The organism is Mesorhizobium sp. M5C.F.Ca.IN.020.32.2.1 (genome assembly GCF_004023105.1).
Lineage (GTDB): Bacteria > Pseudomonadota > Alphaproteobacteria > Rhizobiales > Rhizobiaceae > Mesorhizobium > Mesorhizobium wenxiniae.
The window spans coordinates 1-15543 of sequence record NZ_RZSX01000038.1 but is presented as its reverse complement, the minus strand read 5'-3'; the positions used below and the strand labels follow the sequence as shown (position 1 = coordinate 15543).

Annotated in this window: 19 protein-coding genes, 1 tRNA gene and 4 pseudogenes; 9 read left to right on the top strand and 15 right to left on the bottom strand. The window is 63.2% G+C overall.

The window, feature by feature from the left end; all coding sequences use genetic code 11:
* Nucleotides 1-822, bottom strand: an 822-nt coding sequence (locus EOA86_RS03470) for a DUF445 family protein (protein WP_128340717.1), incomplete at its 3' end; no start/stop codon positions are given.
* Between the two features lie 197 nt (nt 823-1019).
* Between EOA86_RS03470 and rirA the strand changes: the two genes are divergently transcribed.
* Nucleotides 1020-1481, top strand: a complete 462-nt coding sequence (rirA, locus tag EOA86_RS03465) for an iron-responsive transcriptional regulator RirA (RefSeq protein WP_127210261.1) — start codon at nt 1020-1022, stop codon at nt 1479-1481.
* A gap of 7 nt (nt 1482-1488) precedes the next feature.
* Here rirA and EOA86_RS03460 read toward each other — a convergent pair whose 3' ends face one another.
* The 4 genes and pseudogenes from EOA86_RS03460 to EOA86_RS39940 form a co-directional block, all read right to left on the bottom strand.
* Complete coding sequence (locus EOA86_RS03460; RefSeq protein WP_128340716.1) at nt 1489-2277, bottom strand: heme ABC transporter ATP-binding protein; 789 nt, start codon at nt 2275-2277, stop codon at nt 1489-1491.
* A gap of 41 nt (nt 2278-2318) precedes the next feature.
* Nucleotides 2319-3419, bottom strand: a complete 1101-nt coding sequence (locus EOA86_RS03455; RefSeq protein WP_128340715.1) for an iron ABC transporter permease — start codon at nt 3417-3419, stop codon at nt 2319-2321.
* An 11-nt stretch (nt 3420-3430) separates the two neighbouring features.
* A pseudogene (locus tag EOA86_RS03450) lies at nt 3431-4138 on the bottom strand (ABC transporter substrate-binding protein); the annotation flags it as partial.
* The gene (locus EOA86_RS39940; protein WP_245497118.1) at nt 4127-4324 is read right to left on the bottom strand and encodes a hypothetical protein; all 198 of its coding nucleotides are present in this window, start codon (nt 4322-4324) and stop codon (nt 4127-4129) included. The pseudogene EOA86_RS03450 and the gene EOA86_RS39940, both read right to left, overlap by 12 nt.
* A 107-nt stretch (nt 4325-4431) precedes the next feature.
* Between EOA86_RS39940 and EOA86_RS41410 the strand changes: the two are divergent.
* Nucleotides 4432-5050, top strand: a pseudogene (locus EOA86_RS41410) (methyltransferase domain-containing protein).
* Nucleotides 5051-5168: 118 nt separating this feature from the next.
* Here the strand turns inward: EOA86_RS41410 and EOA86_RS41135 are convergent.
* From EOA86_RS41135 to EOA86_RS03420, 6 genes and pseudogenes are all read right to left on the bottom strand, one after another.
* Entirely contained in the window at nt 5169-5294 is a 126-nt protein-coding gene (locus EOA86_RS41135; protein ID WP_280950361.1) for a hypothetical protein, read from the bottom strand.
* Complete coding sequence (locus EOA86_RS03440; protein WP_128340714.1) at nt 5263-5832, bottom strand: hypothetical protein; 570 nt, start codon at nt 5830-5832, stop codon at nt 5263-5265. Before EOA86_RS03440 ends, EOA86_RS41135 begins: the two co-directional genes overlap by 32 nt.
* A gap of 31 nt (nt 5833-5863) precedes the next feature.
* Nucleotides 5864-6619: a terminase family protein gene (locus tag EOA86_RS03435; RefSeq protein ID WP_128340713.1), complete on the bottom strand. Its 756-nt coding sequence runs from the start codon at nt 6617-6619 to the stop codon at nt 5864-5866.
* A 247-nt stretch (nt 6620-6866) separates the two neighbouring features.
* Nucleotides 6867-7523: pseudogene (locus EOA86_RS03430) on the bottom strand (terminase family protein); the annotation flags it as partial.
* Nucleotides 7462-7860: a hypothetical protein gene (locus EOA86_RS03425; protein WP_245497112.1), complete on the bottom strand. Its 399-nt coding sequence runs from the start codon at nt 7858-7860 to the stop codon at nt 7462-7464. The gene EOA86_RS03425 and the pseudogene EOA86_RS03430, both read right to left, overlap by 62 nt.
* Entirely contained in the window at nt 7853-8296 is a 444-nt protein-coding gene (locus EOA86_RS03420; protein WP_128340711.1) for a hypothetical protein, read from the bottom strand. The genes EOA86_RS03425 and EOA86_RS03420 overlap by 8 nt, the downstream gene beginning before the upstream one ends.
* A 344-nt stretch (nt 8297-8640) precedes the next feature.
* Between EOA86_RS03420 and EOA86_RS03415 the strand changes: the two genes are divergently transcribed.
* Nucleotides 8641-8946: a hypothetical protein gene (locus EOA86_RS03415; RefSeq protein WP_023803842.1), complete on the top strand. Its 306-nt coding sequence runs from the start codon at nt 8641-8643 to the stop codon at nt 8944-8946.
* 36 nt (nt 8947-8982) lie between these two features.
* Here the strand turns inward: EOA86_RS03415 and EOA86_RS03410 are convergent, their stop codons facing one another.
* The gene (locus EOA86_RS03410) at nt 8983-9336 is read right to left on the bottom strand and encodes a hypothetical protein (RefSeq protein ID WP_127210685.1); all 354 of its coding nucleotides are present in this window, start codon (nt 9334-9336) and stop codon (nt 8983-8985) included.
* 158 nt (nt 9337-9494) lie between these two features.
* Nucleotides 9495-9920 carry a DoxX family protein gene (locus EOA86_RS03405; RefSeq protein ID WP_128340710.1) on the bottom strand — a complete coding sequence of 142 codons (426 nt, stop codon included), beginning with the start codon at nt 9918-9920 and terminating at the stop codon, nt 9495-9497.
* Nucleotides 9921-10160: 240 nt separating this feature from the next.
* Here EOA86_RS03405 and EOA86_RS03400 point away from each other — a divergent pair, with 240 nt between their 5' ends.
* Nucleotides 10161-10751, top strand: coding sequence for a TetR/AcrR family transcriptional regulator (locus EOA86_RS03400; protein ID WP_128340718.1), 591 nt, complete (start codon nt 10161-10163; stop codon nt 10749-10751).
* On the top strand, nt 10748-11584 hold the full coding sequence (locus EOA86_RS03395) for a DMT family transporter (protein ID WP_128340709.1): 837 nt from the start codon (nt 10748-10750) through the stop codon (nt 11582-11584). Before EOA86_RS03400 ends, EOA86_RS03395 begins: the two co-directional genes overlap by 4 nt.
* A 24-nt stretch (nt 11585-11608) precedes the next feature.
* Here the strand turns inward: EOA86_RS03395 and EOA86_RS03390 are convergent, their stop codons facing one another.
* Nucleotides 11609-12361 (bottom strand): tryptophan 2,3-dioxygenase family protein, encoded by a 753-nt coding sequence (locus EOA86_RS03390; protein WP_065009063.1) that lies wholly within the window; start codon nt 12359-12361, stop codon nt 11609-11611.
* A 147-nt stretch (nt 12362-12508) separates the two neighbouring features.
* On the opposite strand from EOA86_RS03390, the gene EOA86_RS03385 reads away from it, so the two are divergent.
* Together EOA86_RS03385 and EOA86_RS03380 are read left to right on the top strand one after the other, a co-directional pair.
* Nucleotides 12509-12982, top strand: a complete 474-nt coding sequence (locus tag EOA86_RS03385; RefSeq protein ID WP_065009064.1) for an Lrp/AsnC family transcriptional regulator — start codon at nt 12509-12511, stop codon at nt 12980-12982.
* Between the two features lie 559 nt (nt 12983-13541).
* Complete coding sequence (locus EOA86_RS03380; RefSeq protein WP_095520879.1) at nt 13542-14057, top strand: hypothetical protein; 516 nt, start codon at nt 13542-13544, stop codon at nt 14055-14057.
* Between the two features lie 65 nt (nt 14058-14122).
* Here the strand turns inward: EOA86_RS03380 and EOA86_RS03375 are convergent, their stop codons facing one another.
* Nucleotides 14123-14509 carry an ester cyclase gene (locus EOA86_RS03375; protein ID WP_127210689.1) on the bottom strand — a complete coding sequence of 129 codons (387 nt, stop codon included), beginning with the start codon at nt 14507-14509 and terminating at the stop codon, nt 14123-14125.
* A gap of 125 nt (nt 14510-14634) precedes the next feature.
* Here EOA86_RS03375 and EOA86_RS03370 point away from each other — a divergent pair.
* Nucleotides 14635-14708, top strand: a tRNA-Gln gene (locus EOA86_RS03370).
* 404 nt (nt 14709-15112) lie between these two features.
* A pseudogene (locus tag EOA86_RS03365) lies at nt 15113-15543 on the top strand (hypothetical protein); the annotation flags it as partial.

The following is a 15543-nucleotide window of genomic DNA, read 5'->3' as shown; positions in this document are numbered from 1 at the left end:
AAAACGGTCGAATTCGGCGCGCATCGGGTGATCGGGATCGGCCCTCACCTCGTCGAGCAGCGAACCGGCGGAGGCGACGATCTTCTTCAGCAGATAGGCGTCGGCGCGAAACAGATTGAACAGCGACGGCAGTTCCTCGCGGATCTTCTCGCGCATCGTCGCCAGCGCCTGCTCGTCGCTCAGGAATCGGCCAACGACCTTGGTGAATTCGTCGAACAGTCTTTGGTGGCGGCGATCATCGGTCAGAGCCGACAGCAACTCGGCGGCGAGCGGCGCCAGCGGCACCTTTTCGATCTGCTCCAGCATGCGGCTGGTGACGAAGCCGCGCAGGCCGGATTGCTCGACCGCCGCCAGTGTCTGCGGCACCAGCCGGCCGACGAAATGCGACAGATCGGCGGCGCGGTTCTGGTCGGCCAGCCAGTCGGCGACGAGCGCGGAAAAGTCGACCTCGGCAAGCTTTTCACGCACCGGCTCGGGCGCCAGGAAATTGACCTCGATGAAGCGGCCGAGATTGTCGGCGATGCGGTTCTGGTTCTCCGGGATGATCGCGGTGTGCGGGATCGGCAGGCCGAGCGGCCGTCTGAACAGCGCCACCACCGCATACCAGTCGGCCAGCCCGCCGATCGTCGCCGCCTCGGCGAAAGCGGCGACGAAGCCCAGCCAGGCAAAACGGCCCTCGAACGACTTGGCCACCGCAAAGATGAGGACGCAGAGCGCGAGCGCTGCGGTGGCGACGAACTTGGTGCGCCGAAGCGCCGAAAGCTTGGCCTCCGCGTCGGCATCAAACCGAGCGGATGCCAAAGCCGGTGCTGATTGTGACATGAATGAACTGCTCCTGGTCGATCTCGCGGCCTTAACTTAGTAATCCGCCACCCGAATGCGCGCCATATCAGGATTATGGTTTGCACGAACGCCCACACAAACCTGATAAAGATATTCAGCTATTATGCGCTGCCAGTCTGGAATTATTCCAAGGTATAGGCCATATTAGGCTCAAGCTACTGCTTCGTGAGGACAAAATGCGGCTGACACGCCAGACCAACTACGCCATGCGCATCCTGATGTATTGCGCCGCGAATACCGATCGGCTGAGCCGCATCCCGGAGATCGCGGCCGCCTACTCGGTGTCCGAACTCTTTCTTTTCAAGATCCTGCAGCCTTTGGTCGAGCATGGTCTGGTCGAGACGGTCCGCGGCAGGAACGGCGGTGTCAGGCTCGGCCGCCCGGCCGAATCGATCACCCTGTTCGACGTCGTGCGCGTGACCGAAGAGAGCTTCGCCATGGCCGAATGCTTCGAGAACGACGCCGCCGAATGTCCGCTGGTCGACAGTTGCTCACTGAATTCGGCGCTGCGCGAGGCGCTCAATGCGTTCTTCGCCGTGCTCGAGCGCTATACGATCGCCGACATGGTGGCGGCGCGCCCGAACGTGCGGCACCTGCTCGGCATCGACATGCTGGTGCAAAGGGCGCCGGCCGCCTGATTTTTGCTTAGGCTGCGGATTGCGGCAGCACGAACGGCACGTATCCGGCAGGCAGCACGCCGACCCTCAGCCGGCAATCGAAGACTTTTTCGATCAGATCGTCGCTCAGCACGTCCAGCGGTGAGCCGGTGGCGGCTAGCCTGCCGCGATGCATGACGAAAATCCGGTCGGCATACATCGCCGTCAAATTGAGGTCGTGCAGGATGGCGACCACGCCGCCGCCCCGTCTGGCGAAATCGCGGGCGATGTTCATGATGATCAATTGGTGCTTGATGTCGAGGCTGGACACCGGCTCGTCGAGGAAGAGATAGCGCGGTTTGCCGTCGAGGACCGGCGCCCAGACCTGGCAGAGCACACGGGCCAACTGCACGCGCTGCTGCTCGCCGCCCGAAAGCTCCTGGTAGAACCGGCCGGCAAAGCCGTCGAGATCGACCCGTGCCAGCGCCCGTTCGGGCAGGCGCTCGTCCTCGCCGGGCAGCGCGCCCGAGCGCCCGCCGAGCAGGCCGAGCCTGACGATCTCACGCACCGTGAACGGAAAGGACAGCGTCGTCGCCTGCGGCAGCACGGCGCGCATCGTCGCTGCCTCGACCGGCTTCATCGCCGACAGGTCGCGGCCGTTGATGGTGACCTCTCCCGAATGGGCCAGGTCGCCGGACAACGCCCTCAGCAAGGTCGTCTTGCCCGAACCGTTGGGGCCGACGATGGCCGCGATTTCGCCGGACCGCATGTCGAAATCGACATTGGCGACGATGCGCTTGCCGCCGATCGCCACCGATACATTCCGCGCTTCGATCATGCCCGCACTTCGATCATGAAAGCCCCCTCACAGGTCCCCTCTCACAGGTCAATGACGCCACGCTTGCGCAGCAGGATCCAGAGGAAGAACGGGGCGCCGGCGATCGCGGTGACGATGCCGATCGGCAGCTCGGCCGGCGCCACGATGGTGCGGGCGACGGCGTCAGCCAGAAGCAGCAGGCAAGCGCCAAGCAGGGCAGAGGCCGGCAGCAAATAACGATTGTCCGGGCCGATAGCCAGGCGCAGCAGATGCGGCACGACGATGCCGACAAATCCGATGCCGCCGCTGACGGCGACAGATGCCCCGACCGCCGCCGAAACGCCGATGATTGCAGTGTATTTCAGCCGCTGCACCGGGATACCGAGATGGCCGGCGGTGGCTTCGCCCAGCGCCAGCGCGTTGAGGCCGCGTGCCAGGAACGGCATCGCCGCCAGCGCCAGCACGATCACAGGCCCGACGGAGCCGATCTTCTGCCAAGTCGCGCCGGCGAGCGAGCCGAGCTGCCAGAAGGTCAGGTCGCGCAACTGCCGGTCGTCGGCCATGAAGATCAGAATACCGGTCAGCGCCATGGCAAGCGCCGCCAGCGCAATGCCGGCGAGCAGCATGGTGGCGACCGAGGTTTGGCCGTGCCTGGTGGCGACCTGATAGAGCACCAACGTCGTCGCCAGCCCGCCGCAGAACGCCGCCAGCGGCAGGGCAAGCGTGCCCAGCAGAGATGTTGCCGGCGCCAGCACCGTGGCGCCAAGCACGATGACGGCCACCGCGCCGAGGCTCGATCCAGCCGAAACGCCGATGAGACCGGGGTCTGCCAACGGATTGCGGAACAGCCCTTGCATGACCGCGCCGGAGACGGCAAGGGCGGCGCCGATCAGCACACCGAGGATGACGCGCGGCAGGCGGATGTCGTAGACGATCAGGCGGTCGCGTGCGCTCAGCGCCTCATTGCCGGGTGCTGCACCCACCAGCCAGTCGCCGACGACGCCGACGGCCGAGGCATCGGATGCGCCTGAGGTCAGCGACAACAGCACGGCAACGGCAAGCCCCAGGCACAAAAGCAGGATGACGGTGCGCGCGCGCCCCGACCGGTCGCCGTCGGATGCTGTCGCCATAGTGCCCGCACCAGCGATCGATTGATCCACCATTGGGTGCCCGCTCAGTCCGCGGACTGCCCGCCATAAAGCGAGGCGGCAAGGTCGTGGATGACGTCGGCCGTGCGCGGCCCGAAGCCGAGCAGATAGCCGCCATCCATGCGGACCACCTTGCGCGCGGCACCCGCCGGTGTCGACAGGATGGACGGGTTCGCGAACAATTCGTCATCCGATGCGGCAGGACCGGCATTGTTCATCATCAGGATCACATCGGGCCTGGCGGTGATAACAGCCTCCTCGGACAATTGCTTGTAGCCGGAGAAGCCGTCGACCGCGTTGACACCGCCGGAAAGCTTGATGATGCCGTCGGCGGCAGTGTCGCTGCCGGAAGCGAGGATCTTGCCGCCCTGCATCGACAGCACGAACAGGACGCGTTTGCGGTCCTTGATCGAAGCGGTCTGCTTTTCGGCGGCCTTCAGCTTGGTATCGACCTCCGCCGCCAACGCATCGGCCTTGGCGTCGGCGCCGAGCGCCTTGCCGACGATGTGGATCTTTTCGAGAATGCCTTGGCGGTCGTAACGCTCGGGCACCTCGATGAACGGGATGCTCGTTTTCTTCAGCACGTCGACGGCTTGCTTCGGCCCGCTGCCGTGCAGCGCCAGGATGCCCGACGGATTGACCGACAGGACACCTTCCGGCGACAGCTGGCGCATGTAGCCGACGTCAGGCAGCTTGAGCTCCGCCTCTGGATAACGTCTGGTCTACTCCCGCGCCCCCCGCCGCTCCTGCCGCTCAGCCTGCGAGTCAGGTCCGGATTGCCGGCGCCCGCTCCAGACATCGGGCGCGTCGGGGTCGCAGAATTCCGACACCGTCTCCCAGACAGCCTCATACTGGCTGCGCTCGCTCTCCAGTTCGGCCTGTCGCGACAGGATATCGTGGGCGCGGGAATCGCTCGTCATGGCATTCTTTCTGCGGTGGTCTGAGCTTATTTTAGGGCGGTCGAGTTTGTCCGCTTTTGCGATGTTCAAGGGTGGCGCGGCGGGCCTTTAAGGAGGTCGATGTGACAATGACGGAGAGCCTACCCGGTGCCCTGACGAGGCGTAGCAAGCAGGTTGCAAAGCGGCTGATCGGCTACGACTCCCGCAACCGGCTGCGCATCAGGCAGATCGAGGCATTCACCGCGTTTCTTGAGGCGGACGGCCGCAAGTCATCTGACGTGATCGAGGTTTCGCCTGGCTGGAACCGCTACTGGAAGACGATGTGCTCCAACTAGACCTCGGTCGATTTCCCCGATTTCGACATCTGCAAGGACCGCACCGACCGGCAATATTCCGTCGTCATCGCCGACCAGGTGCTGGAGCATGTGCACCGGCCGCTTGCCGCCGCGCAAAATATCCATGCCATGACCCGGCCGGGCGGCTGGGCGATGGTGGCCACGCCGTTCCTGTTCAGGGTGCATGCCAGGCCGCACGACTACAAACCGCTGGACTCCCGCCGGACTGAAGCAGGTGATGGTCGAAGGCGGCTTCCCGGAATCCGAAATAGAAGTGTTCGGCTGGGGCAATAAAGCCTGCGCAAAAGCCCATATCGGCGGCCCAGTGCACGCCTACGGCCTATGGCGCGACCTCAGCAACGACGAGGAATACCCGCTGATGGTGTGGGCATTTGCGCGGAAGCCGGGGTGATAGCGATCTCCCCCCTTGAGGGGAGACTATCCTCACCTCTTCACCAACCGCGCCAGCCGCCAGGTCTACCAGGGCAAACCGCTGCGATTCCTGAACACCTGCTTCATCGCGCCCATAATCACACCCCCAGCAGCACGCGGCGCTGGCCGGTGAGGTCGCTGGGCGACAGATCGGTCTTGACCGTGCCGGCGGTGCCCTGGCGCTGTTCGAGCTCAGCCCTGAGTGCCGCCTCGCGCGCCTGCACGTCTTTGTCGGCGATGGTCGGTGTCGGTGGCAGCGGCTTCAGCGCCGGCGGCTTTTGGAAGAGGCACATGGTTCCAGCTTTCTCTTGTCCAGTCGTAGAGTAAAAAATCTTCGCCATTCCGGCCGTAACCCGGCAAGCGGCAGCGTTCCGTCGCGCCAAGCCGACCGAGCCAGCGCAGCGCCAATTCATTGGCGGCGAGCGCCCGCGCCTCGACCCGCCAGGCGCCGCGCGCGGCCACGTCAGGCCCGAGCACGGCGTGAACGAACCCGGTGATACCAGGCACGCAGCGCTTCATGCGGCGCGTGCCCCAGCTCCAGGCGATCCACAACCCGCCGCGCTGTTCGGCGGCGCCAAAGCCGGCCTCAGGATTGCCGTCCAGCTCGGCGACATAGGCAAACCCCTGCAACGCCGTCAGCGCCAGCAGCGCCGGCGACCACGCGTCGAGCTGGCAGTCGATCTCGGCCCGGTCCTCGGGCCGCAGATTGGCGGCGATGTAGGAGAGGTCGCGCAGGGTGGCAGGGATGATGCGGACGGTCATGAGGCGGTCATGGTGCGTGGTTGCCGTCGAGTTACCGAAACGCCCCCAGCGGATCGCTCTGCCCCACCCTCCGCCGTGCCATCTTGAAATCCGCCGGATCGACCACCGCTTCCCTCAGCATCATCACGCCGTAACGCGTCGCCGCCATCAAATCATCGCGCAGCTTCACCACCTGGCCGTCCTTGCGGTGATAGAGCCGGAATTCCTCGAACCAGGGCAAAAGCATCGAGAACACCTTGAAGCGGCCTGATTGCATGCGGTCGAGCATCTCCATCAGCCCGGCCTCGACCGAGACGGAACCGTCTGGGAACTGCGCATGGCTGGTCAGCATGTTCAGCCCATGCGCGGCGTATTGTTTGGCGAGTGCCAGGCCGGCACCTTCCAGTGTCTCGCGACGGCCGTCGCGCGGCCATGCCCAGGGCAGCCATTCGCCCCACGGTTTTAAGGTCAGCGCCTGCATGGCGGGAGTCTGCTGCGACGCCCGGCAGGCTTTCGAGATATAGACGACATCGGCCTCCGTATCCCAGGCGAGCTCGACCGCTGCCGACGGATGATCCCAGCCGAAGTCCAGCGCGCCGAGCCGCGGCCAGTAGCGCGGCAGCCGGAACGGCTCGCAGGCGATCAATTCTTCGGCCACCGGAAAGATGCGGCCGGAGCCCAGCACCGGAATGCCCTTGGCGCGCGCCTCGCGCTCATGCGCCGGATAGGCGGCAATGATCTCGGCGCGCTGCTGCGGCGTGTAGTGCTCGGCATCGTCGATGGTCATGAAGGTGACGTGGCGGGTCATGGCTGACCTTTGGAAAGCTTGGGTTCCTCGCCCCACGGAGTGGGGAGAGGTGGCTCGGCGAAGCCGAGACGGAGAGGGGGACGCCCGTCCCTCCAGATGGGAATGGTAAAAAGAAGTCTCGCTTACCGGAAGACGCCTGCGAAAGCCCTCTCCGGCCGCTGCGCGGCCACCTCTCCCCCGCTCTGCGGGGGCGAGGAACCGTTCTGCGATGTCACCCCCTCCCCATTCCCTCCACCTCGCCGGCCGACAAAAACAGCAGCACCACATCCGACATGCCGAGCAGCGGCGTGAAGGTGACGATGGTGATGCCGCCTGTCGCGTTGGTGCGGGTCAGTCCTTCGGAATAGATGTCGAGCGGCGGCTCCTCGTCGAACCAGACGCCGTGCAGCGTTTCGCCCTGCCATTTCTCACGGCCCTTCTCGTAGCTCTTGAACGACAGCACCGATTCATCGGCCTGAACATCGCCGCCGCCCCCCCAGCGCACCACGACGCTGTCGAGCGCGCCCGGCGCCCGTCCCGCCATCGTGCTGACGATGGCGTCGGCCGGGATCATGCCGGTGCCCCAGGCCGCCGGCTGCTGCGGCGGGCCAAGCAGGATGCGCTGCGGGTTGTCGCGCGTGCCTTCGCCGGTAACGCCGGCCGCCCACAGCCGCACGGCCGCGTCGAAGACCTTGCCTTGCCACCACCTGGGATAGCGGCCGGTGAGGTGCATTGCCCATTCCGCACCGCCGGCCCTTGTCTTGCCGAGCTGGTTGCCGGCCATGAACAGCCGCTCGCGGTTGGTCGCGCCCGCCGCATGGAACTCGGCCTGCCTGAGGTAAGGCCGGTAGGCGGCAAGCTGGTTAGTGCGGCGCCTCCGGTCCAGCTCCGCCAGCAGGCTCAGATACTCCTTCTTCGCCGCCAAGGCCCGCGAGGAACGGCCCGAGGACGGCTTCGAGGCCGCGGATGCGCTGCCTGATTTCGTCATCGCTCAATCCATCCAGAGTGTTGATGTTGGCGCCGAGATCCTTGGGCAATACCGACAGCACGATCTTCAGATACTGGTCGGGCTTTTCGATGCGAACCTTGGCGATGACGCCGGCGCCATGCGCCCGGAAATCGGCGCGGATGGCTTCGAGGAAACCATCGCCCAGCGTCTTCTTCGCCCGCTTCGGGCGCGGCGCCGGCGGCCGCGCCGGTGTGCCGGGCGGCTTGCGCCTGGCGCGGCCGGGCGACTTGGCGGCGGAAGCTTTGTCAGTCATTGGCTGCGGCCCCGACAGGCTCGGCTGGCCCGATCTCGGCCGCAGCGCCCCCGGCTGTGTCGGACTTCGCCGCTTTGCTCGCCGCCGGCCGTGCAGCCCTTCGGGCCTTACGCGGCTTCTTGCGGGGTTTGGCGCGCGGCGCTCTGGCGGCGCCGGTCGCGCCCTCGGTCGCCTCGGCGGCCGGTCGTGACACTTGTTTCAGCCTGGCGCGGACCATACCGAGCGCACCGGCGTCGATGCCAGGTGCTCCCACGGCAAAGCCAAAGCCGCCGACCGCATCGACGGAACCGCCCCGGACCATGCCGATCCGCACGCCGTCCGCGACCGGCTCGACCCGGCCGCGGCGCGCATCGGGTACGCCCTCGAACTGGCCGATGGCGCTGACCACCTCACGGCCGTCATCGTCGATGATGATGGTGGCATAACGGTTGGACATTGGGGGTCTCTGGGAGGTGCAGTATTCGTTACGGGAAGCGTCGCGATCGTTCGCGCCCCCTCTGTCCGGCAGGACAGGACAGAGGGGGTGCCGTCCCGCCGACATTTGCTATCGGCAACACAGGCACAAACGTTCGAGAAGGCAAAAAACAAAAACCCGCCTCGGCGGGCGGGTCGTTGGCGCAACTCAGCACCATGACTATATTCCTAGCATAGCTGCCGTCACAAAGCAAGCGAAATCTCGTGGGCCGGCCCAAAATTCGGCCCCGCGCCGCGATATGCTGCAGCTGTCCGGATCGGAACCGGCGTTCGCGCGTTTGCAATTTTGCCAATGGGAGCAAAGCCATGAATGTCGCCAATCTGCAACTCGAAGGCCTGCTGATGGCCGTCGCATCGATCAATCAGGTCCTGGTCCGCAAGGGCGTGCTGACGGTCGAGGAGATAGACATCGCCTTGCGCAAGGCCGAAGCCAGCGAGACCAGCGAGGAGCGGTCCGAAGGCATGTCGGCGTCGAGCCGCGATGCCGTCAACTTCCCGATCCGGCTGCTGGAACTGGCCAATCAGTGTCAGCCGGAGGCGGACATGCCGTCGTTCTCGAAACTGGCGCGCATGGTCGGCCAGATGAAGGAACCCTACAACGACCAGATGTGAGGCGGCGAACAGAACTGACGCGCCGAGGCGGCCAGTCTAGCGGCCCTGCATGATCCTGATGACCTTGCTGTTGTCGGCGGTGGGCGAATGCAGCTTCACATAGTCGGCGTAGGTCAGCCTGCCATTGGCAAGGGCATTGCTGATACGGCTGCAGAAGGCTGTCTCGTACTTCGCCACGCTCACATCCATGATCGCGGCGTAAGTCTTCTTTTGGCCGAGCGGCGTGGCTCTCTCTCTTGCAATGCAGTCCTTGATGACCATGCGCTTCACGGCAGGGCTGCCTTCAAGTGTGGCATGCATCGTGTTGAACTCTCCTTCCGTCAGCGTGGTGCAGCCGGCAAGCAGTGACGTGCCGACCATGACGGCAGCAAAACGCATGGCGATGTTCATGAATTCCCCCCAAAGACCCGCGTCTTGCTTATCGCGTTCAAAGTCACAAGTACAGAGGCAATACAAGTCCATCTTCGCCGAGCCGAAACATTAGGGGCGGCAAATATATCGTACTACGCCGCCGGCCTGCTCCGTACTTTGCGACCGCAGCTCCCGGATCAGGATCTGGCGAATTCACGGTTCAGCGTCAGCACGCGGCCCGGCCCGTGCACTGCGGCAAACAGCAGCCCGGCCAGGAAAGTAAAATGATCGACGAAGAAGCCGAATTCGGCCTGGTTGCCGGCCCAGTGCGACGGCCCGTGGAAGGCAAAACCGAGGAACAGCACATAGGCGCCGGCGACAAGAGCGGCCTGCGAGAAGAAAGCGCCGGTCAGGAAGCACAGCACGAGGACGATTTCGAGCAGCGCCGCGCACCAGGCCAGAAAAAACGGGAACGGAAATCCGGCGGCGGCGATGTAGCCCGCGGTGGCGCCCATATCCATGAACTTGAAGGCCACCGCCATCAGGAAGACAGCCGCGAAGATCAGGCGGCCAATGAGGATTGCGGCGGTCTGCCATGGCGTTTGAAGGACTTCGGACGGCATGTCTCTCTCCCAGCTGTTGCGACGGTTTCGACCCAAGGACGATCGGTCGGCCGCGAGTCCGACATCGGCCGAAACTTTCCATGCCCTGTCCCCTCATGAATAAACCGTCCGGCTGCGATCGTCGCAGCACCGCTGCTGTTTTACGTTCATCACCAGGATCCGGCGACGGCCTTGACCGACGGGAGTTCCTCGCCTAGTTAATAGACAGACCTGTCTCACTTCTTAGGGTGACAAGCCATGATCTCATCATCGCCGCTCGGCTCCGATAAGCGCAGGCACGTCGTCGAAACCGCTTATGCACTGTTCAAGCGCGACGGCTTCCATGCCACCGGCATCGACCGGATCATCGCCGAGGCGGAGGTCGCCAAGATGACGATGTATCGTCACTTCCCCAGCAAGGACGATCTGATCGTCCAGGTGCTCGACTATCGCGCCCGGCGTTTCGACCGTCAGCTCGATCGCCTTGCGGAAGAAGCCGTCACGCCTGAGCAGAAGATCGCGACCATCTTCGACTGGTACGAGCGCTGGTTTCGCAGCGCCGATTTCCACGGCTGCCTGTTTGCGCATGCGCTGGCAGAGTTTGGCAACCCAGAGCACCCGGTGTTCAAGGCCGTCGCCGGGCAGAAGAACGGCCTCAGGCGCAGGATGCAGTCCATCCTCGAGGACATCATGCCGCCCGACCGGGCCGCAAGCACGGCGGCGGCGCTGCTGATGCTCATCGAGGGGGCAACTCTCATGGCTGAGATGGGACAGGCCGCCACAGCCATTTGCGATGCCCGCAAGGCTGCCTTCAGCATCATCGCCGCTCCCAGCGCCATGACCGCGCCATGAGCGCGACGGTCATCGGGCTGGCACTGCTTGCCGCAATCCTGCATGCAAGCTGGAACGCCTTTCTGCGAACAGGAGCCGACAGGCTGTGGACCGTCACCGTGATGAGCTTTTCGAGCACGGTGGTCGCCATTCCGTTGGCGATCTCCAGCGCGTTTCCGGCATCCCATGCCTGGCCCTACGTCGTGCTCTCGGCCTGCCTGCAGGTCGGCTACACCATGTTTCTGGTGGCCGCCTACAGGAACGGCGAACTGGGCCAGGTCTATCCGATCGTCCGCGGCAGCGTGCCGCTGCTGGTCACACTTGGCGGATTTCTCCTGGCCAACCAGCATCTCGCCCTGCCGCAAATCCTCGGCGTCGGGCTCGTCGCCGGCGGCATCATGAGCCTTGCCTTGGGAAAGGGACGGACAGACATCACATCGATCCTCCATTCGCTGGCGGCGGGTGCGATCATCGCCGCCTATGCAACGGTCGATGCGATCGGCGTTCGTCAGGCGGGAAGCGCCACTGCCTACACCGCATGGGTTCTGCTGATCTACGGTGCCCTGCTGCCGGCAGCCTTCATTGCCTTCCGTGGCCGGCTCGTCGTCGATGTTCGCTCTGCCGAAACGCTTAAGGCGCTCGGCGGCGGCGTGTTCGCGCTGCTGGCCTACGGCCTCGTGGTCGCCGCTTTCGCGCTCGGGCCGGCCGGCCCGATCACGGCGATGCGGGAGACCAGCGTCATCTTCGCGGCGTTGATCGGTTGGCTGTTTCTCGGCGAGGTGCTGACGCCCCGGCGCATCGCCGCCTGCGCTATCGTCGCACTCGGCGCCATCTGCCTCGGCTATCAGCCGTGAGACTCCGGCGGGGCGCGAAGCGGCCTATTCGGCTGCCGCCTCCGGATGGCTGATCGGTGCCCGCACCGTCCCGTACTGGCTGCCCCAGCGGTCGGTCATCTCGCAGCGTATGTCCCACAGCTCCGGGAAGAAGCGATGAAGGGCGCCGGCCTGCAGCAGTTCGACCGGCCGGCCCTTGAGCGATTTCGAGCCTAGCCCGATCGAACGGTGGATGAGGTAGAGATGATTGGCGCGGAATTTCTGGAACAGCTCGTCGAATTCGATCAGCGCCTCGGCGACGACATAGCTGTCGCCGTGATCATACCTGATATCGTAGACATCCTCGACCGAGAGCCCGCGACCATCGAGATAGGACGCCTTGAAGGCCCGCCACAGGTCCGGCGGCATGCGCAAGAGCAGCTTGAAGCCCGGCGATTCCTGGCCGCTGCCATTGCCGAGTTGCAGGCGAATCTCCTGGTATTCCTTGGGCGACATGGTTTCGAGCAGGTCGAGCTGCGCCGTCATCATGCGCATCAGCCGATGCACGCGCCCCATCAGCGTAACGACGCGATGCGTGTTCTGCTGTTCGAGGAAGTCGACGACATCGACCAGCGTGTAGGTGATGAGCTTCATCCACAGCTCCTCGACCTGATGCACGATCTGGAACTGCAGCTCGTCGGCATTCACCATCTCGGCCAGCGGCTTCTGGCAGGCGAGAAGCTTGTCGCACCTGAGGTAGACGCCGTAGTCGCGCATCTCGGGCGCTTCGATGCGGGCATAATAGTCCGGCTTGTGCATGGCAGCTGCTCCTTTGCCCGGCCCGTCGGGGGCATCCGAGCCTGAAGAATAAGCGCTTTTGGCTTGAACATTGTTCCATTCTGTTATTCAAATAGCGAGAATTGAAGGACGAACTCCCATTTATGGAGCCGTCTTGGAGAACGTTTGATGATGGATGCCCTTGACCGGAAGATCGTCGCTGCGCTGGAACGCGACGCGCGTACCTCCTTCGCTGTGCTGGCCGACGAGGTCGGTTTAAGCAAGACGCCGTGCTGGAAGCGGGTCAAGGCGCTGGAGGACGCCGGCATCATCCGCGGCTACTCGACACGGATCGACCCGGCAAAACTCGGCTTCGGCATCGAAGCCTTCATCCAGGTGTCGATCGATTTCGAGCTTTCCGAAGCCTTCGAGGCCGCCGTCCAGGCGCACCCACTGATCCGGCGCTGCCACGCCACGACAGGCGAGGCCGACTATCTCCTGCAGATCGTGACGGTCGACATGATGGCGTTGGACAGGATGCTGCGCGTCGAGCTCAGCCGCCTGCCCGGCGTGCGCCGGACGATCACCTCGATGGCCATGCGCGAGATCAAGGGCGACATTTCTTTCGCCAATGCCGTTGGGCACACGCAGCAGAAACGATAGGCGCTCGGCAGCGGCCGGGTTCGTCCGATTGGATCCAGTCACCGGGATGGTTCAGGCTGCGGTTTTGTCGGGCTTTTCTATCCCCGATACCGGGCTTGGGGCTGGATCGACATCCGGCTCCTTCTGCTGTTCGGCGTCAGCTTTCCGCTTCGGGCAGTCTTCGTAGCCGTGGTCGCGCCCGCCGCAATAAGCGCAGCATTTTGCAGGGATATCGGGGCGAAACATCGTCATGCATTGAAATGCACGTGGCGCCGGTCTGGTAGCGTCGCACCGTTGCCTTTCGCTTACATTAGGGATTTGGCGCTGAATCCGAGGCTTAAGGCGTGTAGCCCAGCGCGGCCAGGGCAGACAGCCCTGCAACCAGGCCAATTGCGATAACAATGCCGAAATGCCGTTCCAGGAATTTGCGCCCCTGCCAGTCGAATCGCATAGCTGAAACTCCGCCGCGTAATCTGGGGCAATGTGTTCAGGCGTCAAGGCCGGGGTCCTTGACAGGCGGTAGACAGGCAGCTGCCATTGTTCATATCGTGGTTCATATCGGAACGCGGAACGACACCTCATGGCCGAGCATTCTTCATCGGCGGGAGAAAACCACTCCCAGCCCGCTGCGGCATCTGACCCCCGCCTGGCCTTTGTTTATGCGGAAGCGGTGCGGGGTCTCCTGCATCAGCAGAACGTGGTGGAGAGCCTCAATACGCGAGCGGGCAATCTGATCTTTGCAACCGCGTTCGTGAGTTCTCTCCTCGGCGGCAGGGCTCTCCTGGACGGACTGGGGCTGTGGGACTGGCTGGCGCTGGCGTTGCTTTTCCTGATCGGGCTGCTGGTCGTGATCATGTTGTGGCCCTACTACGCCTATACGTTCCGCTTCGATCCAGAGCAGCTGCTCCAGGACTTTGTGGATAAAGACCCTTCCGGCACCATGGATGTGATGCACCGCGCGCTTGCGCTGCGCATTAAAACCGACATGGCCAGCAATTGGCGGATCATTCAGCGCTTGCGCATGTCGCTACAGCTTGCCTTGTTTCTATTGTTGCTGGAACTTCTGGCGTGGCTGTTGGCCATAACGCGAGTTTAGGCTCAGGCACATTGTCTAGCATCGTAAAGACTGCTTTGAGGCAAGATACGCGACAATCTATCGCCCTAAAGCTGAGCTTCGATAGCCGCCTTGTCTATAACAGACCATGCTTGTACAATTTTTTTGTCACTAAATTCGTAGATAATATTCTCAGCAAAGGAAACTCTCCGCCCGTTTACTGGGAGGCCAAGGAACATTTCTTTCGGCGTACAGTCGAACGCTAGCCGGCTCGCTATATAGGGCGGATCGGAAATCAGCATCTGAACGTTGAAATGAAGGTCCGGAATTTCAGCAAAGTCTCCCTCCAGCATTTCGAGATAACCTGATAACCCCAGCCGCCGGCCGTTGTGGATCACCTCATCATGAACGAATTGTCCCAGCTTCGGCCAGTCCTGCTTATTCAGGCAGGCAATGTAGTGTCGGTAGACGTCGGAGAGGTCGGTTTTAATCACGGCGATTGCTCCTATCTTCTACAAGGCCCTGCTGAAAAGGGCGTGTCTCGTGCTCAAGCAGATGACGGCATGAAGCGGCTTCATGCGCGGATGAGAAAGTGCTAGACAGCGTTCACTTCCCCTACTCCCGCTTCGTCTAATGGTAGGACAGCGCCCTTTGAAGGCGTGAATCGTGGTTCGAGCCCATGAGCGGGAACCATAAATTTCAAGAACTTAGAAGAATTTCGTCGCTCTATCGTCCAATATCTGGCCAATAATTGTCCGAGGTGGCAAAGGGCGATGAGCAGAGCGGCGAACTTGGCAGTTCCTCCCACCATCGCGTTCCAACATGCCCGAAACATACTCGTCGTCACGCATCGGTAGCCAGCCGCTTAGTTACCAACCGCTTAAAGCTCTCTGGACTCTCCTTTGCGGCGAAGGCATTCTCCCGCTTACCAAGGCGCCGATCAGGCTAACCGGTGGCGAAAAGCGCATCGGAAGGAGGCCGTCACGGCGACTTCTGCGCCCTATTCTCAGGCTGCTATTCCTGAGCGTGGGTTGCTCGCCATCGCAACTACTCAGTTCTTGGTCGAGCGCGCCGATGCGGTAGGCCAAAAGGCGAAAATGTCCCGTTGCATCGAAATACTAGGGGTAACGATCCTCTGCCTCACGGCATTCCCGGCGCTTGCCGGCGTCGATGTCGAGCAGGCGTTGGAAAGCTTCCATAGTACCTGCCTCGCCCATGGACCGGATTTCGACCGGACAACGGCCGCCGCAGACGGGCTTGGATGGGAGCCGATTGCTGAAGACGCATTTGCGAAGCTGGCTCCACTCGAAAACGCACGAGCCATGAGAGGGTGGAGGGCGACCGGCAAGGCCATGCCTGAAGGCACCGTGGTCGGCGTTTCGAAGGCGACGCTGAACGGCAAGGCGGTGCAGACTTGCACCGTCGCTATCGTTGACGTCCATGTCGAATCGTTCCTGAAGAGTTTTTTCACCCGGACCGATGCCGAGAAGATTTCCGAAGTGCGGAACGAAGTGCAGGTGTCCAGGCT